This window comes from Desulfuromonas sp. DDH964 (genome assembly GCF_001611275.1).
In the GTDB taxonomy this organism is placed as follows: Bacteria; Desulfobacterota; Desulfuromonadia; order Desulfuromonadales; family DDH964; genus DDH964.
This window is the reverse complement of the sequence record NZ_CP015080.1, coordinates 1417950-1444188: the sequence shown is the minus strand read 5'-3', so window position 1 is coordinate 1444188 and position 26239 is coordinate 1417950. Positions and strand designations below refer to the sequence as shown.

Genomic DNA, 26239 nt, shown 5'->3' with positions numbered 1-26239 from the left:
CTCGGGAGGACCACTTTGGCCACCTTTTCACTCTTTAATTCCACCCAGTGGCGCTGGCGCTGGCTGCGCTGGCAACGCCAGTTCGACGACCTGCTCCACGGCCGCACCGGCTCCAGCAGCCTGAGCGTCACGCATCTGCTCATCGCCACCAATATCCTCTTTTTCCTCGCCATGGTCGTCCAGGGGATGGCGGCGGGCCAGGGTTTTGCCCCGCTGCTCAACCCGGACCCCTACCTGCTGGTTCATGGGGGAGCCCAGTACTGGCCGCTGGTCCTCTACCAGGGGGAATGGTGGCGCTGCCTGACCTATGCCTATACCCATGGCGGCCTGATCCATATCGGCTTCAACATGGTCGTCCTCTACCAGATCGGGCCGCTGCTCGAATCGGAACTCGGCGCGCCGCGCTTTATCGTCCTCTACACCCTGACCGCGTTGACCGCCACCGGCCTCGGCTACCTCTGGCACCCGATGGTGCCGGTGGTCGGCGCCTCCGGCTCCCTCTTCGGCCTGATCGGTTTCGCCGTCACCTGGTATCACCGCATGGGGAGCCCGGGGCACCACATCCGCAACATCATGCTGCGCTGGGCCGTTTTTGCCTTCGTCTTCGGCCTGGTGGTCGGCGCCGACAACGCCGGCCATCTCGGCGGCGCCCTCGGCGGCGCCCTGCTCGGACTGGTGCTGCCGATCGGGGTGCGCGGCCGCCGCACCCTGGCGCCCCTCTTCAACGCCCTTGCTCTTGTCTGCCTGGCGGCCACCGTCGGCAGCCTCGCCCTGCTGGTCGCTTCCTGGTTCCGCGCCACCGGAGGTGCCTGATGGCCCGTGACAAGATTCCGGTCACCCCCGCGATTCGCCTGCTGCGTCAGCACCAGGTTCCCTTCACGCCCCATCTTTATCCCTACGAGGAGCGGGGCGGGACCGCGGTTTCGGCCCGGGAACTCGGCGTCGACGAGCACCGGGTGATCAAGACCCTGGTGATGGAAGACGATAGCGGCCAACCGCTGATCATCCTGATGCACGGCGACCGGCAGGTCTCGGCCAGGGAGCTGGCCCGAAGCATCGGCGCCCGCAGCGTCGTCCCCTGCGCCCCGCAGGTCGCCGATCGTCACAGCGGCTACCAGGTCGGGGGGACCTCCCCCTTCGCCACCCGCAAGCCGATGCCGGTCTACATGGAGGAGACGATCCGCGAGCTCTCCACCCTCTTTGTCAATGGCGGCAAACGCGGGTTCCTGGTCGAAATGACCCCGGCCGACCTGGAGCGGGTGCTCAACCCAACGCCGGTACGCGTCGGAATCTAAAAAGGACCCATAGGTCCAATGAGACCATAGCCGGAGATGACCATGGAATTCGACGAAATCTGCCGTCAGGCTGCCGCCGCCCTGCGCCAGGCGCGCGCCCTGGTCATCACCGCCGGCGCCGGCATGGGGGTCGATTCGGGACTCCCCGATTTCCGTGGCGACCACGGCTTCTGGAACGCCTACCCGATGTACCGCCAGCTCGGCATCGACTTCGTCGGCGCCGCCAATCCCGCCCATTTCGAGCGTGACCCGGCTTTCGGCTGGGGCTTTTACGGTCATCGCACCAACCTCTACCGCCAGACCGTCCCCCACCGCGGCTTCCATTTGCTTAAGGACTGGGGGGCGCGTTTCCACCTCGACACCTTTGTCGTCACCTCCAACGTCGACGGCCAGTTCCAGAAGGCCGGCTTTCGCGCCGACCAGCTCCTCGAAGTCCATGGCTCGATCCACCACCTGCAGTGCCTGACCCCCTGCAGCCAGGCGATCTGGGACAACGAGGAGGAGATTGCCGTCGACTTTGCCACCATGCGCGCCCGGCACGTCCCCCGCTGCCCCCACTGTGGCGGCACCGCACGCCCGAACATCCTCATGTTCGGCGACTACTCCTGGCTCCCCTCCCGCAGTCACGGCCAGCGCATGCGTTTCGACCTCTTCTGCGACCAGCACCGGAACGACCCGCTGCTGGTCGTCGAGCTCGGCGCCGGCACGGCGATTCCGACCATCCGCCACCTCAGCGAAAATCTTGGCGCCCAGCGCGGGGCGACAGTAGTGCGGATCAACCCGCGCGAACCGTCGATCCGCGGCAATCACCTCGCCCTCCCCTGCGGCGCCCTGGAGGGGCTGGAAGGGATCGAACAGCACCTCGACCACGGCTGAGCGCGACTTCGTTCAACCCTGATACAACTTCCTGCGGAGGCTTCATGACCGTCCCTGCCCTCCTGACCGATCTCTACGAGCTGACCATGCTCGCCGGCTACCTCGACGAGGGGATGCACGAAACACCGGCCACCTTTGACCTCTTCTTTCGTGACCTTCCCTTTGCGGGGGGCTACGCCGTCTTCGCCGGCCTGGAGCCGGCGCTGCACTACCTTGAGGCATTGCGCTTCGAAGCGGAGGAGCTCGCCTACCTCGAGAGCCTCAACCTCTTCAAACCGGGATTTCTCGCTTTTCTGAAGGATTTCCGCTTCCGCGGCCGGGTGATCGCACCGCCGGAGGGGACCGTGGTCTTCCCCAACGAGCCGCTGCTGACGGTGGAAGGGACCCTGGCCGAGGCCCAGTTCGTCGAGACCGCCCTGCTCAACCTGGTCAACTTCCAGACCCTGGTCGCCACCAAGGCAGCGCGCCTGGCCCTGGCGGCCGGCGACGGCGAAGTGATCGAGTTCGGCCTGCGGCGGGCCCAGGGCCCCGACGGCGGCCTGAGCGTGGCGCGGGCCGCCTGCATCGGCGGCGTGCGCAGCACCAGCAACGTCCTCGCCGGCCAGCGCTTCGGGCTGCCGGTCAAGGGGACCCACGCCCACAGCTGGGTGATGGCCTTCCCCGACGAGCTCACCGCCTTTCGCGCCTACGCCGAATGTTTCCCGGACGCTTCGGTGCTGCTGGTCGATACCTACGACACCCTGGGCAGCGGCATCCCCAACGCCATCAGCGTCGCCCGGGAGCTGCGCCAGCGCGGCCACGAGCTGCTCGGTGTGCGCCTCGACTCGGGGGATCTCGCCTACCTCAGCCGGGAGGCGCGGCGGATCTTCGATGAAGCCGGCTTTCCGCAGGTGAAGATCGTCGCCTCCAACGAGCTCGACGAGGGGGTAATTCATTCGATTCGCAGCGAAGGGGGGAAGATCGATATCTACGGAGTCGGCACCCGCCTCGCCACCTGCCATGGGGAAGGGGGTGGCGCCCTCGGCGGGGTTTACAAGCTGGTGCGCCTCGCCGACCAGCCGCGGCTCAAGGTGACCTCGGATATCGCCAAGGCGACCCTCCCCGATCACAAAGAGCTGTGGCGGGTGGTCAACGGCAACGATCGTTTCGTCATGGATGTGATGACCCTGAAAGGGGAAAATGTCGCGGCCGGCGACCGGGTTTTTGACCCGACCAACCCGGCCCGCTACAAGGCGATCCCGATGGACGTCCGGATCCTGCCGCTGCGGAAGACGGTGATGGAGAAGGGGCGCTGCTGCACCGAGTTGCCGCCACTGGAGGTGCTGGCAAAGCGCTGCGCCGGAGAGCTGCAGCGGCTGCCGGAAGGGTCGTTGCGCCTGGTCAACCCCCACCGCTACAAGGTGTCGATGAGTATCGGCCTCAAGACCCTGCGCGAGGAACTGATGGAACGCTACGAAAGCTGAACAGGGTTCCGCTCAGGGGATCGCCCCCAGCAGGAGCCGCCTCCCCGCCCATACCCATGCCTTATCGGCCGAGGCGGGGTTCCGCTCAGGGGATCGCCCCCAGCAGGAGCCGCTGCGCCTCCGCTTCGCTCACGTCGGACCAGGCCCGGTAGGCCGCGGCGACGGCAAAAAAAAAGCCGCCGCGCAGGTTGGCGCAGCAGAGCAGGTCGACCTCCTGCGCCACCCGCTGCACCGCATCGAAGTGAGCGGTCGGAACCGCCACCACCAGCTGGCCGGCCCCGGCCCGACGCAGGGCGGCCACAGCGGCGAGGAGGGTAAAGCCCGAGGCGAGGCCGTCGTCGACCAGTACCGCCGCCCGCCCGGCCAGTTCGGGCCACTCCCGCGCCCCACCCAGCTCCCGCAGCCGCCGCGCCACCTTCTCCCGGGTCGCGGCAACCCCCGCCGCGATCTCGGCTTCGGCGAGTCCAAGCCGGGGGAGCAACTCCTGGTTGAGCAGCACCTCTCCATCCCAGGCCACCGCCCCGTAACCCGCCTCGCTGTCCCACGGCAGCAGCACCTTGCTCACCACCGCCGCCCGCAGCGGCCAACCCTGCCTTCCCGCAATCGCTGCCGCCACCGGCACGCCGCCGGCGGGAATCGCCAGCAGCAGCGGCTCCACCAGCCCCTGGGCCGCCAGAAGCTCACCGAGACGTTCTCCGGCCTGGCGGCGGTCGGTGAAGACGCCGGTCCGCTGGCGCAACTCAGGAAGGTCGCGGAGGTTGCCCGGGAGCTTCATCGCGCTTTTCCCTGGCGGGGATAGTTCAGGGCTCCGAGACGGCAGGCGCCAAGACAAGGCCCGCAATTAACTCCCTCCCCGGCGAGAGTGGCCCGGCACCTTCCCGTCTCCGGAATTCCTTTCACCTATTTCTTCCTTCTGCGCACCGTGATCGATTCGCCACCGACCCCGTAATTGTCCATATCGACTTCATCGATTACCACCACCGTGGTTGCCGGCCCGCGCTGGATAACGTCGACCAAAAGGTCGGTCACCCCTCGGATCAGGGCAGCCTTCTGTTCGGCGGTGACGGGTTCACCTTCACGGGTAATCTTGATGTTGACAAAGGGCATGATTCAACTCCTTTCCGGCTTCAGGGGGTTTGCCACGTGCGGCCCGGGGTCTGCGCCCCCGGTGCAGCCCCCCCTTAGGGACGTCCTTGAATAAATGAACTACCCCGCAGCAAGCTACGGGGTATCAAAAAGCGTTAACTGCTCGCGGTGCAATTGCTGATACTCTTTTTCTCGGCCTTGATTTCTAACATAGGTCGCAATGGTTTTCTCATTACCCTTTTGGCCTACAGTGTTCACAAAATAGCCCTTTGTCCAAAATTCGCCACCCCATAGTTGCTTTTTAACCGATGGGACTCGTTTGAATATTTCTCTGGCCGTAATGCTTTTGATGACTCGTGCAATCTGCGTTGGGCTGTACATTGGAACCGACTGCACCAAAAAGTGAACATGGTCTTTGTCGGTCCCAATTTCTACGAACTGAATCTCGTATCTTTTGGCGATCTCAAGGCAGACCTCTTTGAGACAGCCATCAACCTCTGGGGTGAAAACAACCCGGCGGTATTTTGCTGGGCAAACAAGATGGTATAACAGCACAGAAACATTATGACTTTTGTGTACATATTCGCTCATGTCGCCAATATTTCATATTGGCGATAGCGAAGCAAGCTTCGGGGAATTGGACCCCCCTGAGATTAATTGCAGTCGAGACGACTGACACCCTGTTTCAATCCACGCCCCCGCATGGGGGGCGACGGCCGTCGGAACCGGCGAGCAGAATTCCACTGGTGTTTCAATCCACGCCCCCGCATGGGGGGCGACGGCACGCCGTATTTTTCGATCAGGTCGGCGATAGGTTTCAATCCACGCCCCCGCATGGGGGGCGACTCATGTTTTCTGGCGATCAGTGCCGCGCACAACCCGTTTCAATCCACGCCCCCGCATGGGGGGCGACGCGTCAGACGGGAAAAACCTTCGGCACCACCTTTGTTTCAATCCACGCCCCCGCATGGGGGGCGACAGCTGGTGTTTGACGCTGAAGAGCCCGAAAACTTGTTTCAATCCACGCCCCCGCATGGGGGGCGACCGAGCTAATTCGATTGATCCACGACGAGATAAAAGTTTCAATCCACGCCCCCGCATGGGGGGCGACTCGACCGGGGGCGACGCGGGGTGGTTTTCTGGATGTTTCAATCCACGCCCCCGCATGGGGGGCGACTTTTCCCCCATGCCGGTCTGGTCCATGCAGCAGCGTTTCAATCCACGCCCCCGCATGGGGGGCGACCTGCCCAAGTCCTTGTCAAACATGAAGTGCTTCCTGTTTCAATCCACGCCCCCGCATGGGGGGCGACAAGCAGCGCACCCGCCAGCGTTTGCAGGCCGACATGTTTCAATCCACGCCCCCGCATGGGGGGCGACTTCCATCGCTCGGCGGCGAGAGTCACGCTTCATGTTTCAATCCACGCCCCCGCATGGGGGGCGACGGCCGAAACCTTTCTCGTCACCGCCAAATAAGTAAGTTTCAATCCACGCCCCCGCATGGGGGGCGACATACTTTACACCTGACGATGACGGGCTGAAAAAGGTTTCAATCCACGCCCCCGCATGGGGGGCGACGTCTGAGCCAGCCGTGTGAAGCCCGCCAAGGTAGTTTCAATCCACGCCCCCGCATGGGGGGCGACCCTCCTGAAGTAGGTGCACCCCTCTATCATGGACCTGTTTCAATCCACGCCCCCGCATGGGGGGCGACGTCAATCTCGTTGTTCGGTACCAGGGCCGCTATCGTTTCAATCCACGCCCCCGCATGGGGGGCGACGGAGAAACCAACCCAAACCCAGGAGGGAAAAATGTTTCAATCCACGCCCCCGCATGGGGGGCGACTTGATACCAGCCCAGCCCCGTACAACTTCACGAAGTTTCAATCCACGCCCCCGCATGGGGGGCGACGTCAAGGACGCCGTGGCAGCACAGCGGGGAAAAGTTTCAATCCACGCCCCCGCATGGGGGGCGACGCCGACAACAACCCCAACGTGTGGGTGGTGGAGATGTTTCAATCCACGCCCCCGCATGGGGGGCGACCTTTATCGCCAAAGAGGCAGACCGGGGGGTGAAATGTTTCAATCCACGCCCCCGCATGGGGGGCGACACGCCCGCGTCTGCGCGGTCAACAGCTGTGTGGCCGTTTCAATCCACGCCCCCGCATGGGGGGCGACTAAAAGAAGGGGAAATGCAGCAGGGAGAAATCAAGTTTCAATCCACGCCCCCGCATGGGGGGCGACGGGATCATCCCCAGCGGCTCATCGTCTTTGACCTTGTTTCAATCCACGCCCCCGCATGGGGGGCGACGGACCACACCCGGCCACGGTCAGGCAAAACCGATTGTTTCAATCCACGCCCCCGCATGGGGGGCGACATGTGGCGACCGGCGCGGCACGGGTGGACGGGGTGTTTCAATCCACGCCCCCGCATGGGGGGCGACGCGAGCACGCCTTTAACCTGATTATGGACGACCTGTTTCAATCCACGCCCCCGCATGGGGGGCGACCAAAGTTTTCACCCCCAACCAAGGAGCAAGACATGTTTCAATCCACGCCCCCGCATGGGGGGCGACGCGGTTAACGTTGGTCGCGCCGTTGGCCAAGCGCTGTTTCAATCCACGCCCCCGCATGGGGGGCGACATGAGATGGGCCGCGCGGCCGGGGTGCAACCCGACGTTTCAATCCACGCCCCCGCATGGGGGGCGACGAGATGCTGCGCTCAATGGCCTTCCTGATTAGCCCTAATTCTCAGCTGAGGGGCGAGAGCACCTTGGGCATCCAATATGTAGGGGCCCCATTGTTCAATTCATCGCTACGGCTTGGGCTCTTGTAGGGGCGATCCGCATCAAGCTGAGAATCGGACCTAATCAGGATGGCCTTTGACCTCAGTTTGTTTCAATCCACGCCCCCGCATGGGGGGCGACCATCCATATGCGCAGCTTGCCGACCTGCTTTGCCGTTTCAATCCACGCCCCCGCATGGGGGGCGACGTCCAGGCTGCGGTCAGCTCGGGACGTTTGTTGCGTTTCAATCCACGCCCCCGCATGGGGGGCGACGTCCAGGCTGCGGTCAGCTCGGGACGTTTGTTGCGTTTCAATCCACGCCCCCGCATGGGGGGCGACAAAATACCCCCGCATGGATGACCAGGGCGAGGGCGTTTCAATCCACGCCCCCGCATGGGGGGCGACAAACAGGGCGGTCCAGATTTTGCGGCTGTCTTGATGTTTCAATCCACGCCCCCGCATGGGGGGCGACGTTGGAGCTGGCCGAAAGCGTGCTGGCGCAGATCGTTTCAATCCACGCCCCCGCATGGGGGGCGACGCACCATAAATGCCGGGCGGCCGTCCAGTTGGTGTTTCAATCCACGCCCCCGCATGGGGGGCGACATGCAGCTCGGTGATACGCCCCTTGGCGTCAAAAGTTTCAATCCACGCCCCCGCATGGGGGGCGACGCAGATTATCGCCCGCCGCCGTATCAGCTTTGCCGTTTCAATCCACGCCCCCGCATGGGGGGCGACGTCGATCCGCGCCAGCAGAGCTTGTTTTAAGCAAAAGTTTCAATCCACGCCCCCGCATGGGGGGCGACAAGGTACACCAGACGGGTAAGCCGGTGGCTCTCCTTGTTTCAATCCACGCCCCCGCATGGGGGGCGACCTATTACAAGATGCGGGCCGAGCTGGCCGAATTGTTTCAATCCACGCCCCCGCATGGGGGGCGACGGCCGGCTTTGTCGGTGGGTTGTTTGACAAAGACGTTTCAATCCACGCCCCCGCATGGGGGGCGACTTGTGAATACACACGTGTCTATGGCTATTTGTGGGTTTCAATCCACGCCCCCGCATGGGGGGCGACCCGAGCAGGTCGGCCTTGGCGGCTCCGGCCACCATGTTTCAATCCACGCCCCCGCATGGGGGGCGACGACATCCTTGATGCCGGTCAGCACCTGGGTGGTGTGTTTCAATCCACGCCCCCGCATGGGGGGCGACGGCTGCCGCGCTTCGAGTTCGACCTGGAAGAGGTTGTTTCAATCCACGCCCCCGCATGGGGGGCGACGGGCGCTGGCGCAGGGGACGGTGGTCCTCAAGAAGTTTCAATCCACGCCCCCGCATGGGGGGCGACGCGCCAGCAGGACCGAGCCGTCGAAGCCGTAGCGTTTCAATCCACGCCCCCGCATGGGGGGCGACGCAGCCGATCACCGGATTCTTCAAGGGGCTCTGGTTTCAATCCACGCCCCCGCATGGGGGGCGACTCTTTTTTTGTGTGTTTTGTTGTCGTCATAGGGAGTTTCAATCCACGCCCCCGCATGGGGGGCGACTTGCGCCCCGTTGCGCCGCTAAACGCAAAAAGGGTTTCAATCCACGCCCCCGCATGGGGGGCGACGGGGCGACGCGCGGGGCCGAGCACGGCAACGGCGTTTCAATCCACGCCCCCGCATGGGGGGCGACAATGCCGCCGCTACGCATTCGAAGCTTTCGGCCAAAGTTTCAATCCACGCCCCCGCATGGGGGGCGACCCACATTGACCCGGAAGGAGTACGAACCATGATTGTTTCAATCCACGCCCCCGCATGGGGGGCGACGGTAATGTTGACCCGTTGGGCGTCTTCGAAGGTGTTTCAATCCACGCCCCCGCATGGGGGGCGACTCGTCGCATCCGTTTAGCGTTGGATGGTTTGCCGAAGTTTCAATCCACGCCCCCGCATGGGGGGCGACATGAACGGGATGTTGTGCAATTGCGCCGAATCCTGTTTCAATCCACGCCCCCGCATGGGGGGCGACAAGCGCGGGCCGTACAGCGGGCTTTATATCGAAATGTTTCAATCCACGCCCCCGCATGGGGGGCGACCCTTGAAATGGCACTTAAACGCAAAATCAGTAAAGTTTCAATCCACGCCCCCGCATGGGGGGCGACCCGCGCTTGACAACTGCCCGCGCCATGCGTTCGGCGTTTCAATCCACGCCCCCGCATGGGGGGCGACCGTAACTTCATTCGACATATCTTCGGATATTGGCCGTTTCAATCCACGCCCCCGCATGGGGGGCGACCATAAAGCAGATGCCCGCCCTTCGGGTTTTTCCCGTTTCAATCCACGCCCCCGCATGGGGGGCGACAAATGTGTGTCAAGGATCGTTTGCCCCGGTTTTGCGTTTCAATCCACGCCCCCGCATGGGGGGCGACTAGGTCGTATGGGATGGTACGGGCGCGGTCCTGCTTTGCGTTTCAATCCACGCCCCCGCATGGGGGGCGACCAGCCTGTACCGTACAGGCGCAGTTGCGCGCCAAAGTTTCAATCCACGCCCCCGCATGGGGGGCGACCCTGGCGTCGTCGGGAATCAGCTTGTCGTTGGCGTTTCAATCCACGCCCCCGCATGGGGGGCGACGGTCGATGCTGTGTGTTCCTCGGGCGCGGTTGTGGCGTTTCAATCCACGCCCCCGCATGGGGGGCGACCATCTACGGCGGCACCAAGGCCATGGGCTGGAAGTTTCAATCCACGCCCCCGCATGGGGGGCGACTGTTGAGCTGTAACCACTTGTTAACAAATACCATTTTCTTCGAGTTGCGCGAACCTGCTGAAACAAACCCGAAAAGTTTATAAAACAATTATTGGCCCTTCAAAAAGATAAACAAATACAACTAGATCCTCGTCCGCGAAGCTCACGGAGTCTGCCCAACATCTTGGGGTTCGCTAAACAATCAGGGGGCCTTCCTGGTCGAACCCTGCCTTGGCACCAACATGCTCTATCCTCCCCTTCCAGTTAGACCCCAGAAAATAGAAACGCAGGCTATCCCGGTCTTCGTCGATGGCGTTGATCAGTGCGTCCCGGAAGACCACCCATTGCGCGGGATCAACAATGCACTCGAAAACCGAGAACTGCACCCGCTGGCCGTGGTTGGTGCAGATTTTGGCGACCCGGCGCAGCCTTCTGGCACCCCCCTTGTCACTTGTGGCCACGTCATAACTTACCAGTACCATCATCTGCTTATCTCCAGATAAACGGCGGGTATTCGTCGAGATCACCACGTAAATGACGGCTGAGGAGTTGTGCCTGGGCAAAAGGCAACATGCCGATCGGTATCTTTTCCTTGAGAAAAGGGTGTTCGATTTCGACCTGCTTGCGCTTCTGGTATTCAACCAACAACGTCTTGCGGCTTTCATCATCCATGATGACGGCGCCCGATTCGCTGATGCGAAAGCCATTCTTTTTCACCTGGCCGAGATTGACCAGGGAGAGGGCCAGACGATCCGCCAAAACCGGGCGGAATTCCTCCATGAGGTCGAGAGCGAGACTCATCCTGCCAGGACGGTCCCGGTGCAGAAAACCAACGGCCGGATCGAGCCCGACACTTTCAAGCGCTGAGCGAACATCATGATAGAGGAGTGAATAGAGGAATGAGAGGAGGCAATTCACCCGATCGAGAGGGGGACGCCGATTGCGGCCAGCGAAAACAAAGTCCTCTTTCTGGGCAACGATCAGATGATCGAAAAGACCAAAATAGTCGTTTGCCGCTCGCCCTTCCAAACCACGGATATCATCAAGACCCTCTTCGCGCAAAAGCCTCTGGGCAAGGGTCCCGAATTTCCCAACTGTTCTCTCGATCCCCTCGGCATCAATTTTGGGTCCATGATCCCGTAACGCCCGGCTCATTACCGTTCGGCAATTGGCAACTTTGCCAAGAACGAAGAGCCGTGCCAACCGTGCCGAAGCGGCTAGGTCGTCCGCCCTCCGGTATTGTTCGCGACGTAGCAGGACATTCCCCGCCGCCGGTCCGGTGACCCGAGCCATAAACTTGCCGTATCCGGTCATGAAGCTGATCGACACATCATGTTCGGCGCAATGTCCGAGCAGGAAAGGGCTACAACTCACCTGACCGAAACAAACGATGGAGGAGAGAGTATGGATCGGCAGCCGCAACCGGGTTTCTCGCTCAACATTGACGACGACCGTCTCCCCTTCTTTATTGAGGTACGCTCCCTGCGTTGTTACATAGAGGGTGTTCAGCATCTTTCTCATCGGTCCCCCTTAACATGGCCGCCAGGTATTTGCGGACCGAACGGCCGGTTGTGCAGCTTTTCGGCAGACAGGCGGAGAACAACGAACACTGATCGCACTTCCTGCAATAGTCGGCCGGAGGAGTCGTCCCGCCTTGCAGGAGGGCATGCACCCGGGCGATGGTCGATTCGGTCAGCTTTCGCAGCTCAGCATTAAAAATGACGGGCTGCCGGCGGCGCTTTTCGCCGTAATAAAGCGCCCCGGAGGGAATCGACAGTGCCAACATCTCCTCCAGGCAGAGCGCCTGGGCGCAAAGCTGCACTTCGTCGCAACGGTTCTTCTTCGGCCGGCCGCGCTTGTATTCGACCGGGAAGACGCTGCCATCATCGTGGAACTCGACGACGTCGGCCTGGCCGGAGAGCCCCAGCCGGGCAGAGGCAAGGGGGAGCGTCCGAATCGCACGGATCCCCCTTTGACGACCGACCTCCCGGCTATCGGAACGCTCATGCAGCACCCGCCCCTCAGCGGTATAGCGATTTTCGACCCAGACCTGTTCCAGGTGGATCAGGGCGCACTGCCGCGGGCAGTAGAGGTAGTGCTGCAGGGCCGAAAGCATGATGTAATCGGCTTCGTCGTACATAACACCCCCCATTTGTCGCGACCATGGCTGACGTCGCGACGCGCAGGCAGAGCCAGTCAGCGGTATTTCTGCAGTTTGCCCAACACCGTCGCCCGCATCTGCGACTTGTCGGCCGGGTAGAGCGAGATCAGCCGTTTCCCCTGCTGCTGGTAGAGTTGCTGTTTCTTGAGCATGCCGATCTTGTAGTCGGCGGTCTCCATCCCCCAGTATTCGATGTAAACATCGAACTCCGGCAAATAGAAGTCGGGTCGAATGGCGTAGCCGTCGAGAATGCGGAAGCGTTCGTCGTAGCGGTAGCTGATCTGCTCCTTATCCAGCGCCTCGCAGATCAGCCGCTCGCCTTCCGACTGCACCCAGGTGCCGTCGTTGGCGCGGATGTTCTTCTGCAGCTCGACCTTGGTTTCAAAATTGCGCCGCTCGATGAACACCTCATCGAAACAGTAGTTGCAGAATGGCCGTTGGAACGCCTTGTGACTGCGCACGTATTCATCGTGTTCCAGCCTGACGCCGCAGCGCTGGCAACAGTGCACCGCTTGCCTCTCTGCGATTCGACACGCTTCCTCGATCACCCCGATAGCCCGTTTTGCCCCGGTGTTGTTATATTCCATTTCGACGGGGCTGATGGCCATGTCACGCAAATCTGACAAGGCGATTTTTGCAGATGATCCGAATGCGCTTAATGCTCGTGCCGCGTACTGCCGCACCTGCGGTTTTGCGTCCCGCAGCATCGGCACGAGAGCGGAGACAGCCGAGCTCGCATCCACCAACCCCGCCAGCTTACCGATAGCCGAGGCCGCCAGTCGTCGCACGTTCGCCGCCGGCGATCGGGTCAGCTCAAGCAGCTCGGGCAAGACAGACGGATCGCCGGAATTCCCTAGCTCGACCGCCCGTTCACGACATTGTTTCTCCAGTTTTTGGTCCATCCCCCTCTGCCTTCCGCAGGTCGTGACGAATTGTCACGACTGACTTCAGAGGGAGGGGACGAGTAATCCCCTCCCCGGATGCCCGACTACAACTTCTCAATAATTTCCACCCCGGCCGGCGCCTGGCCGACCGTCACGTCGTAATCCTTGAACGACTGCGCCGGAGAGTTGTCGAGTATGAATCAGAAGCCGGGGATTTCTTCTGGCTTCAGCCCGTCAAGATTTTCAAGAACGTACGAGCCATCCGGATTTACCCTCTTCAAGGCCTTATGTACTTTCGCAGAAGAATACTGGCCGGCCTTGCAGTTGTGCTGCCACCAGATGACCTTTTCGACCGCCATGCTGCCCTCGGGGCGCGCGGAAGAGCAATCTCCCTCGAACAGCCTTGGAAGCACGCCCTTGATGATTTCAGCATCTGCGTTGCTGAAGCCGGTCCGCGCGGCCAGCTGGGGGTTCATGCTGCCATAGGTCACATAGACGGCTTTATCGACGCGGTGTTTCATCCCCATGGTATCGGAACTTCTTTTACTGCCGTCGCCTTCGCCACTGACGCTCTTGGTGATTTGAGTGCTGGTGATGCTGACCGGCTCGACACTGAAAGCAGGCTGAATGGAAACCGGTCCACGAATGGGGATCGAGACGCCATCTTTTTCCTCGCCCTTAAACGCGAATAGTTGCCCAAAACTCCGAACATCGAGCCATTTTTCGCAGGCCAGTTTCCCGGCCTTTTCCGGTGGGGTTTTCTTGCTGTTGAAAGCATCTTTGCCAAGGCCGTGCGTTGCATCCTCGGCCCGCGCTTTCAGGCTCGGCATGCCGTCAGTCTTCTTCTCGTCCGACTGGACAAATACCGACTGGCCGGTATCCTGCATGCGGTCACGAATCTTACGCTTCAGACAAACGTCAGACACTTCGCCAAAACCGTCGTAATCGGTACGGGGGCGGTTGCCGTTGAGCGGATCGCCGTTGGGGTTGGCGTTTTTCACACTGAAGATGATGGCAAAGTCGATCTTGTTTTCGAGGCTCATGGCCTACTCTCCCTTATCGATGGCAATGGTTTCGTCATTATTCTGTTGGCGATAGCACATTCTCTGGCAATGGTAGCCGAGCAAAAATTCCCCGGATAATGCTTTATCCTGTTCAAACTCACCGGTTTTAAACAAAGCGGTGACGGCATCGAGTTCTTTTTTTATGTTGGTGAGAAAGCCGGCGCGATTGCTCTGGAGCCTCTGCATGTAAGGTAGCAGCGCTAGTTCGATATTTCGCCAGGTAGAGAACGGTCGATCAGCGAAGCGTTGCATCAATCTCGCTGCCGTCGTCGGCCGACTTTCACCGGCCAAGGACAAGGCCACGCTTTCTATCCGCTCGGCAATCGCCAGCAGACGCCCATAAAGATAGTCTCTCGTTGTTCTGTCCTCTTCGAGTGCCATGGGATACTCCCTCCTTTGCTTTACGGGTTGTCGTTGATAGAACCCACGATAAAGAGCACAGGCAACACCTAGATTCCGCTCCCATTCCCAAGGTTCACAATTATTCCGGTTACTCGCTCTGCGCCTTGCCGATTCCATGATATCTCGCGGAAAGGGTTGGCCGTCGACGATGGCGGGCATGATCCGTTCGATCAGGTTTTTTTTCAGGGTATCGTTGCTTTTCAAGGCATCGCCATAAGCGGCCTCGGCAATGGCCCTCGGAAAAGGTGAACTGACCGGCCAAGTAGTTTTTTTCTTCGTTTTTCCTTTTCCGCCGGTCTCGACTTCAATGGAATGTCGCTGCGGCCAGGCAAATTGCAGGTGCCAGCTTTTCAGACGCTCTAAAAACTCACTGGCAAGAAGTTCGCGGTAGTAGATGACACTCATCCGCCCAGGAGTCGCCGAATCGATTCCCATGACAATGATCTGCTCATTCGGATCCAATTTGGCACGATAGCCTCTGAGGTAATTATTGAATTTCAAAGCGAAGGATGCGCCAAGATCGACAGCATGGTCGATTCTTTCTGACGGCTCATCTTCAACGGCCTCTTCAATTACCAGTGGTTCATCCAGCAGATCAAGCGTACTCTTCAACGGATCGGGAATTGGTTTTCCAGAAACAGCCCATGTAACATAGCCCTGATCACCGTTGCGGAACCCCTGCCTGTTAAACAACCAGCGCAAAGCATTGTGGGCCTTTTGGGTTACCTCATAGCTCACACCGGCAGCCTGACTGCCATCGACTTCGGTAAATCTCCCCCTGAACGTGAAGCCGGACGAATCGTTAGCGGAGAGCAGCTTGGCTTTGTCTCCTGTATGACGCAGCTTTGCCGGGTGATTGGTCGCCAATACATGTTCTTCTCCCGTGACGAAGCAGAGCCCCGACTTGCCCTCTCCTGAACTTTCGAATTGAATCCAGCTTTCGTACAACGAGGTGTCAAGCCAGGCTTCAGCCCGCAATTCACCTGGCTGCTCAACTTGCCAACAGACCAAAGCATCGCCCTGCTCAACTTCTGGTCTATCCTTTTCTACACGCTTTTCTTTGGGCAAAGTCGGTAGAACTTTGAATATCGGCGGAGCGGGATCATTCGAACTTGGCCAATAAGCCATGAGATTTCCCTCATTTCCTATATGCAATACATGCGATCGGATCAGGTCGGCTACCACTCGTCCTTTTTGAATATAGCGGTAAACTGCAACGGCTTTCGCATGGGCGTAGGGAGACTCACACCACTGTTTAAGCTGCTCTGCATAAGAAACAAAATATGTCTTCTTTCGCCCCCCATAATCAGGGTAATCCTTGGCCACATATTGCAGCTTATCTGCCAGAGGGTGCGGTGCTTCACCACTGCTACGACCAGCTGATTTTTCTGTAGCCGGTAGAACTACCTGGGTCTTTTCCAGCACCTCTGCTCTTAGAAAATTTCCGGCACCGTCAATGACGATTTTAATGTGCGCATTCTGGAGAGTGTGGCTGACCGGCATCAGCCTTTGATCTTCGGGAAGATCAAGAGCAACCCCGGCTTCATAGGTCTCGTATAGCTTCGCAAGCCAGCTCATAGCAACGCCTCCTCCTGCTCCACGTCCAGAACATTTTCACCCAGCCCAAATTGCTTCGGAAGCATCTTACGGATGAACCGGTTGGCATCACATTTTCCCGGGCGCGGAAAATCGAGAACCCCCTTGCGCATCGTCGCCCGCCAGAAACGGCTGCGTAGTTCGTTTTCCCCAGTCTCATCGGGGTAATCGAAGCCATGGAACATCAACCCGAAGCCGAGTTCATCGATTTTGTCGTAAGCCCCTTCCCCCGCACCAAACTCGCAAGGTTCAACATATCCCTGACAATCACGTGTGCCGAGAAAGATGTCCTGCCGCCCACCTTTCTCCAGCACGCGCTTGGCAATGTTGAAATGTTTGCCCTCGATACGATCTTTCTCCAAAGCTGGCTGGTGCTCGTTCCACTCGAAATGCGCCGCCACCTGATACTCGACATCGTGCAGAAAGGTGTAAATCGCCAGGCTGTTCCCCCCACTCCAGACCAGCGGCTTCGTCCCCTTGGTTTGAGTCCGAATCGGCTTCATCACCCTCACCTTGTCGACATGCCATATCAGCGTCGGTTTCCAGTAGATTGATTTAAGCACCCCCTTGATCGCTTCGTAGGTCGGCACATGATAGGAGCACTTCTCTCCCCCGACCTTGGTCACCGGGTCGGTAAAAAGCGCATACCGCCCCCACACTTTGAAACTGATGCTGTTCTTCATGAATCCCCCTTTCTAGCCAATCTGCGGCTTAAACTCTGTGACGGGTTCCGTCGACAACCCAAATTCCTTGCTGTAATAGCGCTCATCGACATAGTGGAAAATTCCGCCGTGCACCGGCACAACGGCGCCCTTTTCCATCAATTTTCTCCAAACGTTCGGAAAAACATTGACACTATACTGCTGCGCCTCATGCAGCAGCCTCCGCACTTGACAGGGATCGCGCTCGGCACACAAATCGGCGATAAGTTCCTCCCCTTTGCCGTAGGGAACAATGACAGCCTCAGTCGGCGCATCGATGGCCTTGAAAATCCTTCCGGCAGTCTTGAACGATTGCCGCAGCGCCAGCCCCTGAGTCACGCCAACATTGTTGTGATTGTCGCCGAGCAGACTCAGTAAGCTGTCGGCGCGACCGGCCTCCCGCGCACTCACCTTATAGACCATCTCTTCCGCGCGGCGATAAAAGTAATAGGAGAAATAAAGTTGCATTGCTTCTGGCGAAAGCAGCTTGCCGTCTGCCTGTTCATGAAGAACCCGCTGGGCGATATCGCGCCCTTCGCGGATATCGACCAGCTGCTCGATTTTCTCCTCAACGGAGTTGACGACATGAACCTCGGCGGTCTCCGCTTCGCCGTTTCGGTTGCACCGCCCTGCCGCCTGGGCGATGGAATCGAGGCCGGCAAGGAAACGGATGACCGATGCGAAGTCAACATCGACTCCCGCTTCGATCAACTGAGTGCTGAGACAGAGAACCGGCAATTTCTTCTTAAGCCGATCTTTAATCGCTGCGAGTTTTTCTTTTCGATGCGCCGGACACATGCTGGTACTGAGGTGGAAAACACTATCTGTTTCCAGTTCTTTCGAGCAATGGGAATATAGTCGCTGCGCCCAGTCCTTCGTGTTTACGACCACCAAACAACTGCCCTTGCTGCGACATTCGCTCAGTGCCAATTCGCCAAGTTCCTCTTCCGACCAGCCTTCCGGCTTAACCCGATTACGAATATCGACCCGCTTTAACTTTTCAAACAGATTGCCAACATCTTCGACCAGTTCATTTCCCGGCGGAATCGTCAGTTGCCCTTTCTCCGGATTCTTGAGCTGATGCAAAAGCGGTTGAGTGGCAGTACACAGAAGGGCAGTAGTTCCCGCGTGCTTGCTGAGAAAATTGAGTGCATTGCAGAAAATGTGAACGCAATTGATCGGCAAAGTCTGGATTTCATCGAAAACCAGCACCGACTTTGCCAGTTGGTGCATTCGCCTCGGCCCACGGGTGCCTCCGCCGAAAAGTGTTTCGAGGAATTGCACCATCGTCGTAAAGACAATCGGCGCGTCCCAGTTTTCGGCTACCAGCTTGCTTTGCCAAGTTTGAACTTCTGGTTCCAGATTCGAGTGGTGCTCCAGCACCCACGGCTGTTCATCGCCTTCCCGTTCGACAAGCTTGCGAATTTCTTCGGCGTTCTGCTCGATGATGGAGGTGTACGGAATGATGCAGATAATTCGGTCCAGTTTATGCTGCTGGGCATGGTGGAGAGCGAAACGCATCCCGGCGAAGGTCTTGCCACCGCCAGTCGGCACGGTCAGCGAGTAGATACCTTGATCGCCTTCCGCCCGTCCTCTGCAACGATCGGAAATATGGCGGCGCAGATGGTCAATATCATGTTTGATCGGGATGGCGGCCAGTTTTTCTTCCATCCGCTGGATCGCTGCCTGCCATTCGACCGGCTTGCTTCGCCTCACTGATTTATTTTCTGGCTTTTCATGATCGGCACTGTCAATGCGGTCGGCATCAATCAGGCAACTGAAGAGAAGGCGCGTCCAAAGACCGACCTTGAACCACCCGACAAGTTTTGATTCGGAATTGGATAGCAGCGCCGAAACCTGCTTCAAACAAGCGTGCAATAAATCCGGGGAGGCAAGTCCATTCAACCTTTGCAGAATCTGTGAATCGGCATTTTTCAGGCATTCGCCGAGATTGGTTTTATCATCGGTTTTTTTCATCCGGGAGAGAAAAACATTTTCCCCCTCCGGGTTCAAACAATCCACCAGGCCGCCGTGATGTGATGCCAAACAGGTAGCGAAAATCTGGCCAACAAGTTTCCCTCTGTCTCCGTAATTACGGCAATATTGCCAAATCCATTGAGCACCAGCGGTCGAATGGTCGATTTTCCCCTTCTGCTCTTTTGAATCGACAAAGTCTTCATCGATATCGGGATTGAGCATTCCCGTTGCAGATTTTATGTAGGCCTGGAATTCTCCACTGTATTTACCTAAATCGTGGAGTAAACCGAGCAACTCGCCGGATTCTGGTACTCCGATCTTTTGGGCCAATAATCTACAAATCCCGGCAACTGCTTCAAGATGGCTTTCAACTGATTGACCATTATGTGCGAAATAAACCATCATCCCTCCAGACCAAATCTTTCACCTTTAAATCCACATTTAAGCCAGGCGACTTTATCAACGCAAAAAAGCGCCCCCCGGCCTCCGGCTGAAAAGCGCTTCCTAAAAACCCCGTTTTTTCTCTCTGCTCATCTCCCCCTCCCATAAACAACGCCTCATTTATACCAGACCATCCGCTCATGACGAAACTCTTTCTCCCCCGGGACTTCATCGGGAATGCCGCCTGGCAGGAGAAAGTACCATAGTTGACCGGAATTATCGCCGGGCAGCGTGACAGAATGCGTCACAATAGGAAATCTGAATGGTTCCTTCAGGAAGGGGGCGGCGGGTATAGGAGCGGGAAAACTGGGGGAGGAACTAGGAATCACAGCTGACGCAGTCGCGGCCAGCCTCTTTGCTGTGGTACATGAGCTGATCGGCGCGCCGCACCACCCCGGCCAGATCGTCCTCGGGGCGGAACAACGTAGCGCCGACGGAGATCGTCACCCGCTCCTGGCCAGTGGGGACGGCGACGGTCGAACTGGCGACCAGGCGCCGCACCCGCTCGGCGATGACGCAGAGCGCCTCGGCATCGACGTGGCGGATAAGGCCGACAAACTCCTCCCCGCCCCAGCGCCCGAAGAGGTCGAAGGGGCGTGCACAGGCCTTGAGGGTTGCGGCAACCACCTGCAGCGCGCGGTCGCCGATCTCGTGGCCGTAGCGGTCGTTGAAGTTCTTGAAATGATCGACATCGAGAAACAGAACGCCGAAGGGAATGCCGTAGCGGTGGGTCTCCTCGATGCGGGCGCTCAGTTCCGCCTCCAGGTGGCAGCGGTTGGAGATTCCGGTCAGGGCATCGACCATCGCCAGGGTCTCGAGTTCAGCCATTCGCTGGCGCAGCGCATGCTGGGAACTGATGTCGGTAAAGAACTCGGCGCCGCCGAAGATCTTCCCCTCTTCGTCCCGCAGCGGCGTGACCCGAACCGCCACCGGCACCCGGTGGCCGTCGGCATGATGCAGATAGATTTCGGCGGCGCGGGATTGACCATCCGCCATGGCCGCCGCCAGGGGGCAGCCGCCCAGGCAGAGGGAATTCCCCTCCTGATCGACATGAATCAGGATATTGTCCGAGCAGCGCGAGCCGATCACATCGGCGGCGCGGTAGCCGGTGATCTCTTCGGCCGACCGGTTCCAGTAGGTTATGCGCCGCTCGGTGTCGGTAAAATAGACGCCGTCGTGCAGCTGTTCTAACAGGATCTGCCAGTTGATTATCCGGTCCATTTCGATCCCGGTGCCCGGTGACGTTTCAGAGGACGACCAGCTCCTCCGGGGTGAAGGTCAGGTGTTTTAATCCATCCTGCGCCACCCAGAAAGTATTTTCAACCCCCACCGCACCGAGACCGGGGTAGACCGCTTTCGGTTCGAAGGCAAAGGTCATGTACTCTTCGAGCAGCTGCTCCTTGAAACCGCGGGCGATGAAGGGATATTCGTCAATCTCGATGCCGATGCCGTGGCCGATGAAGGAGACCTGGGCGCCCTTGCTCCCCATGAAATGATCCTGGTAACCGAGTTCCATGGCGAGCTGGTAGCACTGGTCGTAGACTTCCCCCCAGGCGACGCCGGGACGGGCAATCTCCTTGAGGTGCTGCTGGATGCTGAGCATATCGGCATAGGCCTGCGGCAACGGCTCGGGGAGGCCGCCGATACAGAAGATGCGGGTCTGGTCGACGAGGTAGCCGTCAAAGGCACCGGTGAAGTCGACCACGATCGGCTCCTTCTCCCGAATCCGCTTGTAGCTGGCCCCCTGGCCGATCGACGGGTTGACGCCGATACCGCCGAGGGGGGTGTCGTTGAAGGCCGGGGCGGCGCTGTCAGCGCCGGAAAAGACGTGGCCGTAAAAGAGTTCGGAATTGAAGCCGCGCATCCGCGTCAGCCCCTGGTGGCCGGCCTGGCGGGCGCAGAACTCGAGTTCGGCGGCGAGTTCGAAGTCGGTCATGCCGGCCCGGATCACCTGCCGGGCCCGCTGGCAGACCTTGTCGACCTGCAGGGCGGCATCCTTCATGATCTCAATCTCGTACTGCGACTTCACCGCCCGCACTGCCCGGATCAACGGGGAGGCATCGAGCATCTCGCAATCGCCAAAGGGGGCGCGAAACCGGTTGTAGGCGGCCACCGGCAGGACATCGAGTTCCATCCCGGCCCGCGTTGGCAGCGGCAGGCCGAAATCGCCGAGCAGCCCGGGGATGTCGCGCGGGCTCTTGAAGGGGACGATCTGCTTAAGGCCGCTCTCCATGCGCGCGCGGCCGAAGTCCTTGCGCACCAGGTAGAGCGGCTCGCCGGCGACGGGAAGATAGAGCAGACCCTGCTGGATCGACCCGGTGAAATAGAAGAGGTCGGCATTCTGGGTGATCAGGACCGCATCGAGCCCGGCAGCGGCCATGCGCAGCTGGAGTTTTTGAAAGCGGCTCTGCAATTCACTGGCGGGGGTGATACGCATCAGGCTTCCTCCGGGAGAACAGGGGTGAAATTTCAGGCGGTCTCGGCGCCGGCGGCATCCTCCAGACTGAGGTCGCGGATCGCCATGTCGCGCAGCTTGAATTTCTGGATCTTGCCGCTGGCGGTCATCGGATATTCATCGACGAACTTGACGTAATAGGGGATCTTGTAATTGGCGATCCGCCCCTTGCAAAAGTCGCGGATCTCCTCCTCGCTACAGGCGACCCCCTCCTTGAGCTTGACCGCCGCCATGACCTGCTCGCCGTACTTGCGGTCGGGAACGCCGTAAACCTGGACATCGGCGACCTTGGGGTGGGTGTAGAGGAACTCTTCGATCTCCCGGGGGTAGATATTCTCCCCGCCGCGGATGATCATGTTCTTGATCCGGCCGGTGATCTTGCAATAGCCGTTCTCGTCCATCACCGCCAGGTCGCCGGTGTGCAGCCACCCATCAGGGTCGATCGCCCGGGCGGTCTCTTCCGGCATCTGGTAGTACCCTTTCATCACCAGGTAGCCGCGGGTGCAGAGTTCCCCCTGTTTGCCGGGCGGCAGGCTGGCGCCGGTCTCGATATCGACGATCTTGACCTCGACATTGGGCAGGGCGCGGCCGACGGTGGCAACCCGCAACTCGATGGGGTCGTCGGTGCGGGTCTGGGTGATTACCGGCGACGATTCGGTCTGGCCGTAAGCGATGGTGATCTCGCTGGCATGCATGTCGCGGATGACCCGCTTCATCACCTCCGTCGGGCAGGGGGAGCCGGCCATGATCCCGGTGCGCAGGCTGGAGAGGTCGTAGCGATGGAACGCCGGGTGTTCGAGCTCGGCGATGAACATGGTCGGCACCCCGTGCAGGGCGGTGCAGCGTTCCGCCTCCACCGTCTGCAATACCTGCTCGGGGTTGAAGGTCTCCACCGGGACCATGGTCGAACCGTGGGTGACGCAGGCCATCACCGCGAGGACACAACCGAAACAGTGGAAGAAGGGGACCGGGATGCAGAGACGGTCCTTCTCGGTGAATTTCATGCATTCGCCGATGTTGAAGCCGTTGTTGACGATGTTGTGGTGGGTGAGCATCACCCCCTTGGGGAAACCGGTCGTCCCCGAGGTGTACTGCATGTTGATGACATCGTGTTCGTCCAGGGTTGCCTTGACCGCGGCGAGTTCGGCATCGCTGATGGCGCGGCCGAGGGCTTCCAGTTCGCCGTAGGGGAGGAGCCCCGGCGGCGCCTCCGCACCGAGAAAGATCACTCTTTCGAGGCGCGGCAGGGTGGCGCTCTGCACCCGGCCCGCCGTCGCTCCCTTCAACTCCGGGACGATCTGGTAAAGGGTCTCGACATAGTCGGTATCCTTGAAACCCGCGACCAGAAAGAGGGTGGTGGCATCGGACTGGCGCAGGATGTATTCCAGCTCCGCCGTCTTGTAGCTGGTATTGACAGTGACCAGGACCGCGCCGATCCGGGCCGAGGCGAACTGCAGCACTACCCATTCGGGGACGTTGGTGGCCCAGATGGCGAGGTGGTCCCCCTTTTTCACCCCGAGTTTCAACAGCCCCTTGGCGATCCGGTCACAGCGCTGGTCGAACTCCCGGTAACTGTAACGCAGGTTGCGGTCGGGATAGACCAGGCAGTCATTGTCCGGGAAACGACGGGCGATCTCCTCGATCAGGCCACCCATGGTGAAATGCAGGGTTTCGCTCATGACAGCATACTCCTTTAATGATTTCAATGGTCGCCGCAGCCCGCTGCAAAGACGGCTCTCTTCCAGGGCAAACCATTGTATTTAATGGTCGTTTTCCATAACACGCGCAACCCTCCGGCGTCAATCAGTAATGCGCCCAGGAAACCTGGCGCCACCATCCTGCCGCGGATGCATGCGTATTTTCGCATATTTGAATCGAGCTAAAAAATAGCCAACCGGGGCGCTCCTGATTTTTTTCTAGGCAAAGAGCTAAAGGGCCGGAGGGTACACGGCCTTTCCTCTCCGGCCAGGGGTTTTCCACAAAGCTATCCACATCCGGCTGTGGATGCCCACACCCCGTGCTACGCAAAACCACGGAGGCTCATTGCAGCCGTTCCGAACGGATAACGTCGGGGGTGACCATGCCGCCGGAAACGATGATCTTCATCGCCTCCTCGACCCCGAAAGCGGCGGGAAAGACCTTGTCTTCTTCGAGAATCAGGACATAGCCGGAGGTCGGGTTGGGAGAGGTCGGGATAAAGAGGGTGTGGTAGCGTTTTCCCGATTCGGCCTGGACGCTGTTGGTGATAAAGGCGATGGAGAAGCACCCCTCCTTGGGAAACTCGACATAGACCGCCTTGCGGAAGGCCCCCTTGCCGCCGGCGGAGAAGACCTGCATGACCTGCTTGGTCGAGGTGTAGATCGACTTCACCAGCGGAATCCGCGACAGCAGCCGGTCCCACAGACCAAACAGGCGCGAGCCGAAGACATTGCTGGCGACGAGCCCGGCGAGGTAGATGACAACAAAGCCGGCGATCATTCCCATCCCCGGTACATAGCGCCCCTCGCCGAAGAAAAAGGCGAAGGTATTGCGGATATAGGGCGCGAGGACACCGTCGGCGAGGCTGAAGAGGAAGCGCAGGATAAAGACGGTGATGCCGATCGGAATCACCACCAGCAGCCCGGCCGCCAGCATTTTGCGGAAATGGTTCACCAGCCACCAGCGCCGCGGCCGGATTTCGGGTTCACTCGGTTCTGTCGTCACGGGAAGTGCTCCTTGAGAGATACGGGATGAAAGAGGAAGCCGTACGGGACAATTTCTACCATAATTTCCGCTTCCTGCGGGAAAAAACGGTAGACGCAGCCGTCCGGCCACGCCACAAAAAGGAACGGCCGGGAGGGTCCCGGCCGTTCCTTTTTGTCTGTGCAGGAGCGCTTACTGGACTTTCTGGTTATAGCGCTCCAGGTAGTATTTCTTCATCTCCTCGATGCGCTGCTTGTCGAATCCCTTGGTGTACCACTCGTGCTCCTTGCGCCCGTCGATATACTTGGCGACGATCTTTTCGTAGACCTCGGGCTTGCCGGCCTTCTCGCAGGCCTCCTTCGCTTCGGGGAGGAGCTCGGTGTAGAAGTTCTTGGCGACGTCGTAGATACCGTGCCACCAGGCGTAGTCGGGACCGCTCATGGCCGCGCCATGGCGGGCACGCCGCCCTTCGTGGTGCCAGAGCTCCCAGTAGATCCAGTCGATCTTGTCGTCGAAATCGGACTTGCTCAAGACCCCCTCGTCCATCAGGATGCCGCGGATCTCCTTGGCGGGGATGGCGAACTTGTCGTTGTAGAAGACCACGAACTCGTCGAGCTGCTTGTAGAAGCCCTCGACGAAGGGCGCCCCGTGGCAGGCGGAACAGACATCCTGCATGTCGTGCAGCTTCTTCTGCCAGTCCGTGGTCCGTCCCGAGACCGGGCTGCGCAGGTCCCAGGAGAGGCGGGTGCCGACGTCGTGAGTGACCCCCTGGGTGCGGGTCGCGCTCATGTGGCAGGTGGCGCAGGTCGGGGCGTCGTAGTAATCCTCCCCAGCCACCCATTTCGGCTTGTCCATGTTGAGGTCACCCTTGAAGGACGCGAAGAGAATGCCGTGTTTCGACTCCTCGTAGACCTCTTTCTGCGGGTGGTCGGGGCCGAGGTGGCACTTGCCGCAGGTTTCGGGCTGGCGCGCCTGGGCCTTGCTGAAACGGTGACGGGTGTGGCAGGCGCTGCAGGTCCCCTTGGAACCGTCCGGGTTGACCCGGCCGATGCCGGTGTTGGGCCAGGTGTTGGTGTCGAGGGTGCCGTCGGCCTTGACCTTGACGATGGAGCCGTGGCACTGCCGGCAACCGACCGCCACTGCCGGCTCGCCGCCGATGGTCTGACCGAGGATGCCGTCCTTGGTGTTGAGGATGTCACCGGCCGCGGCATGGTGGCTCCCCTCCTGCTCCGCCGTCTCTTTCGGATGGCACTGGCCACAGTCCCGGGGGGATACGATAATCGCCACGGTATAGCCGTTGTGCTCCATGGCGTCGGGATCCTTCTTGTCCGCCTTGTGACACTCGTAGCAGCCAACGCCGGCATTCCAGTGTTCGCTGTCCTGCCATTGGCTGACGATGCCGGGCATGGCACTGTGACAGTCCAGGCAGTCCTGGGTCTCCTTGGAAATACGCGGGGTCTGCGCCAGCGCCGCTTGCGCCAGCAGCAGACAGAGGATACCGGTAAGCACCGGCAACAACCAGAACCTTCTCATCTTTGCCTCCTCGACAGGGTTTCGGCCGCACCGTAGCAGCCGGTGGAAGGGAAACTTCGTCGGAGGGATGGCAGGCCGACGAAGATCATGACATTTTTTTCATCGGACCTTACCAACACTTCTTTAGCAGAGATT

21 protein-coding genes and 2 CRISPR repeat arrays are annotated in these 26239 nt (G+C 59.8%); of the genes, 4 read left to right on the top strand and 17 right to left on the bottom strand.

Annotated elements, in window-relative coordinates:
• Positions 1–15 precede the first annotated feature (15 nt).
• The 4 genes from DBW_RS06555 to DBW_RS06540 are packed head-to-tail and all read left to right on the top strand — an operon-like array spanning position 16 to position 3634.
• A complete protein-coding gene (locus DBW_RS06555; protein WP_066725968.1) occupies positions 16–813 on the top strand; it encodes a rhomboid family intramembrane serine protease in 798 nt (265 codons plus the stop codon).
• Positions 813–1295 carry a Cys-tRNA(Pro) deacylase gene (gene ybaK, locus DBW_RS06550; protein ID WP_066725965.1) on the top strand — a complete coding sequence of 161 codons (483 nt, stop codon included), beginning with the start codon at positions 813–815 and terminating at the stop codon, positions 1293–1295. Before DBW_RS06555 ends, ybaK begins: the two co-directional genes overlap by 1 nt.
• A gap of 42 nt (positions 1296–1337) precedes the next feature.
• A complete protein-coding gene (locus DBW_RS06545) occupies positions 1338–2171 on the top strand; it encodes an SIR2 family NAD-dependent protein deacylase (RefSeq protein WP_066725962.1) in 834 nt (277 codons plus the stop codon).
• Positions 2172–2215: 44 nt separating this feature from the next.
• Positions 2216–3634 (top strand): nicotinate phosphoribosyltransferase, encoded by a 1419-nt coding sequence (locus DBW_RS06540; protein WP_066725959.1) that lies wholly within the window; start codon positions 2216–2218, stop codon positions 3632–3634.
• Between the two features lie 85 nt (positions 3635–3719).
• Here DBW_RS06540 and DBW_RS06535 read toward each other — a convergent pair whose 3' ends face one another.
• The 17 genes from DBW_RS06535 to DBW_RS06465 all read right to left on the bottom strand — a co-directional run bounded on the left by DBW_RS06535 (position 3720) and on the right by DBW_RS06465 (position 26104).
• Positions 3720–4409: a phosphoribosyltransferase gene (locus DBW_RS06535; protein ID WP_066725956.1), complete on the bottom strand. Its 690-nt coding sequence runs from the start codon at positions 4407–4409 to the stop codon at positions 3720–3722.
• A 125-nt stretch (positions 4410–4534) separates the two neighbouring features.
• Positions 4535–4741: a 2-hydroxymuconate tautomerase family protein gene (locus tag DBW_RS06530; RefSeq protein WP_066725952.1), complete on the bottom strand. Its 207-nt coding sequence runs from the start codon at positions 4739–4741 to the stop codon at positions 4535–4537.
• Between the two features lie 114 nt (positions 4742–4855).
• The gene (gene tnpA / locus DBW_RS18085; RefSeq protein ID WP_082820217.1) at positions 4856–5311 is read right to left on the bottom strand and encodes an IS200/IS605 family transposase; all 456 of its coding nucleotides are present in this window, start codon (positions 5309–5311) and stop codon (positions 4856–4858) included.
• Positions 5312–5402: 91 nt separating this feature from the next.
• Positions 5403–7423: direct repeats of the CRISPR family, unit length 32 nt; unit sequence GTTTCAATCCACGCCCCCGCATGGGGGGCGAC.
• Between the two features lie 184 nt (positions 7424–7607).
• Positions 7608–10229: a CRISPR direct-repeat array (repeat unit 32 nt; unit sequence GTTTCAATCCACGCCCCCGCATGGGGGGCGAC).
• Between the two features lie 173 nt (positions 10230–10402).
• Positions 10403–10693: a CRISPR-associated endonuclease Cas2 gene (gene cas2, locus DBW_RS06525; RefSeq protein WP_066725949.1), complete on the bottom strand. Its 291-nt coding sequence runs from the start codon at positions 10691–10693 to the stop codon at positions 10403–10405.
• Between the two features lie 4 nt (positions 10694–10697).
• The gene (gene cas1c / locus DBW_RS06520; RefSeq protein WP_066725947.1) at positions 10698–11729 is read right to left on the bottom strand and encodes a type I-C CRISPR-associated endonuclease Cas1c; all 1032 of its coding nucleotides are present in this window, start codon (positions 11727–11729) and stop codon (positions 10698–10700) included.
• Positions 11674–12348 (bottom strand): CRISPR-associated protein Cas4, encoded by a 675-nt coding sequence (gene cas4, locus DBW_RS06515; RefSeq protein WP_066725945.1) that lies wholly within the window; start codon positions 12346–12348, stop codon positions 11674–11676. Before cas4 ends, cas1c begins: the two co-directional genes overlap by 56 nt.
• A 56-nt stretch (positions 12349–12404) precedes the next feature.
• The gene (locus tag DBW_RS06510; protein ID WP_157471809.1) at positions 12405–13271 is read right to left on the bottom strand and encodes a HEAT repeat domain-containing protein; all 867 of its coding nucleotides are present in this window, start codon (positions 13269–13271) and stop codon (positions 12405–12407) included.
• 182 nt (positions 13272–13453) lie between these two features.
• Positions 13454–14296, bottom strand: a complete 843-nt coding sequence (gene cas7c, locus DBW_RS06505; RefSeq protein ID WP_066725940.1) for a type I-C CRISPR-associated protein Cas7/Csd2 — start codon at positions 14294–14296, stop codon at positions 13454–13456.
• A 3-nt stretch (positions 14297–14299) separates the two neighbouring features.
• Complete coding sequence (cas8c, locus tag DBW_RS06500; RefSeq protein ID WP_066725937.1) at positions 14300–16297, bottom strand: type I-C CRISPR-associated protein Cas8c/Csd1; 1998 nt, start codon at positions 16295–16297, stop codon at positions 14300–14302.
• Positions 16294–16998, bottom strand: coding sequence for a type I-C CRISPR-associated protein Cas5c (gene cas5c, locus DBW_RS06495; RefSeq protein WP_066725934.1), 705 nt, complete (start codon positions 16996–16998; stop codon positions 16294–16296). Before cas5c ends, cas8c begins: the two co-directional genes overlap by 4 nt.
• A 12-nt stretch (positions 16999–17010) precedes the next feature.
• Positions 17011–19395 (bottom strand): CRISPR-associated helicase/endonuclease Cas3, encoded by a 2385-nt coding sequence (locus tag DBW_RS06490; RefSeq protein ID WP_066725931.1) that lies wholly within the window; start codon positions 19393–19395, stop codon positions 17011–17013.
• Complete coding sequence (locus DBW_RS18445; RefSeq protein ID WP_157471805.1) at positions 19376–19576, bottom strand: hypothetical protein; 201 nt, start codon at positions 19574–19576, stop codon at positions 19376–19378. Before DBW_RS18445 ends, DBW_RS06490 begins: the two co-directional genes overlap by 20 nt.
• A gap of 176 nt (positions 19577–19752) precedes the next feature.
• Complete coding sequence (locus tag DBW_RS06485; protein ID WP_157471803.1) at positions 19753–20655, bottom strand: sensor domain-containing diguanylate cyclase; 903 nt, start codon at positions 20653–20655, stop codon at positions 19753–19755.
• A 25-nt stretch (positions 20656–20680) separates the two neighbouring features.
• Positions 20681–21871, bottom strand: a complete 1191-nt coding sequence (locus DBW_RS06480; protein ID WP_066725924.1) for a M24 family metallopeptidase — start codon at positions 21869–21871, stop codon at positions 20681–20683.
• A gap of 32 nt (positions 21872–21903) precedes the next feature.
• Positions 21904–23568 carry an AMP-binding protein gene (locus DBW_RS06475; RefSeq protein ID WP_066725921.1) on the bottom strand — a complete coding sequence of 555 codons (1665 nt, stop codon included), beginning with the start codon at positions 23566–23568 and terminating at the stop codon, positions 21904–21906.
• A 361-nt stretch (positions 23569–23929) separates the two neighbouring features.
• The gene (locus DBW_RS06470; RefSeq protein WP_231875394.1) at positions 23930–24592 is read right to left on the bottom strand and encodes a DUF502 domain-containing protein; all 663 of its coding nucleotides are present in this window, start codon (positions 24590–24592) and stop codon (positions 23930–23932) included.
• 171 nt (positions 24593–24763) lie between these two features.
• Positions 24764–26104, bottom strand: coding sequence for a multiheme c-type cytochrome (locus DBW_RS06465; RefSeq protein ID WP_066725918.1), 1341 nt, complete (start codon positions 26102–26104; stop codon positions 24764–24766).
• Positions 26105–26239 lie beyond the last annotated feature (135 nt).

Coding starts and splice junctions, on each gene's coding strand:
- DBW_RS06535 (WP_066725956.1), bottom strand. CDS start 4,409: ATGAAGCTCCCGGGCAACCTCCGCGACCTTCCTGAGTTGCGCCAGCGG.
- DBW_RS06465 (WP_066725918.1), bottom strand. CDS start 26,104: ATGAGAAGGTTCTGGTTGTTGCCGGTGCTTACCGGTATCCTCTGTCTG.
- DBW_RS06540 (WP_066725959.1), top strand. CDS start 2,216: ATGACCGTCCCTGCCCTCCTGACCGATCTCTACGAGCTGACCATGCTC.
- cas4 (WP_066725945.1), bottom strand. CDS start 12,348: ATGTACGACGAAGCCGATTACATCATGCTTTCGGCCCTGCAGCACTAC.
- cas1c (WP_066725947.1), bottom strand. CDS start 11,729: ATGAGAAAGATGCTGAACACCCTCTATGTAACAACGCAGGGAGCGTAC.
- DBW_RS06545 (WP_066725962.1), top strand. CDS start 1,338: ATGGAATTCGACGAAATCTGCCGTCAGGCTGCCGCCGCCCTGCGCCAG.
- ybaK (WP_066725965.1), top strand. CDS start 813: ATGGCCCGTGACAAGATTCCGGTCACCCCCGCGATTCGCCTGCTGCGT.
- DBW_RS06475 (WP_066725921.1), bottom strand. CDS start 23,568: ATGAGCGAAACCCTGCATTTCACCATGGGTGGCCTGATCGAGGAGATC.
- tnpA (WP_082820217.1), bottom strand. CDS start 5,311: ATGAGCGAATATGTACACAAAAGTCATAATGTTTCTGTGCTGTTATAC.
- DBW_RS06490 (WP_066725931.1), bottom strand. CDS start 19,395: ATGGTTTATTTCGCACATAATGGTCAATCAGTTGAAAGCCATCTTGAA.
- DBW_RS06485 (WP_157471803.1), bottom strand. CDS start 20,655: ATGGACCGGATAATCAACTGGCAGATCCTGTTAGAACAGCTGCACGAC.
- cas7c (WP_066725940.1), bottom strand. CDS start 14,296: ATGAGCCTCGAAAACAAGATCGACTTTGCCATCATCTTCAGTGTGAAA.
- DBW_RS18445 (WP_157471805.1), bottom strand. CDS start 19,576: ATGAGCGGATGGTCTGGTATAAATGAGGCGTTGTTTATGGGAGGGGGA.
- DBW_RS06480 (WP_066725924.1), bottom strand. CDS start 21,871: ATGCGTATCACCCCCGCCAGTGAATTGCAGAGCCGCTTTCAAAAACTC.
- cas5c (WP_066725934.1), bottom strand. CDS start 16,998: ATGAAGAACAGCATCAGTTTCAAAGTGTGGGGGCGGTATGCGCTTTTT.
- DBW_RS06530 (WP_066725952.1), bottom strand. CDS start 4,741: ATGCCCTTTGTCAACATCAAGATTACCCGTGAAGGTGAACCCGTCACC.
- DBW_RS06510 (WP_157471809.1), bottom strand. CDS start 13,271: ATGGACCAAAAACTGGAGAAACAATGTCGTGAACGGGCGGTCGAGCTA.
- cas2 (WP_066725949.1), bottom strand. CDS start 10,693: ATGATGGTACTGGTAAGTTATGACGTGGCCACAAGTGACAAGGGGGGT.
- cas8c (WP_066725937.1), bottom strand. CDS start 16,297: ATGAGCTGGCTTGCGAAGCTATACGAGACCTATGAAGCCGGGGTTGCT.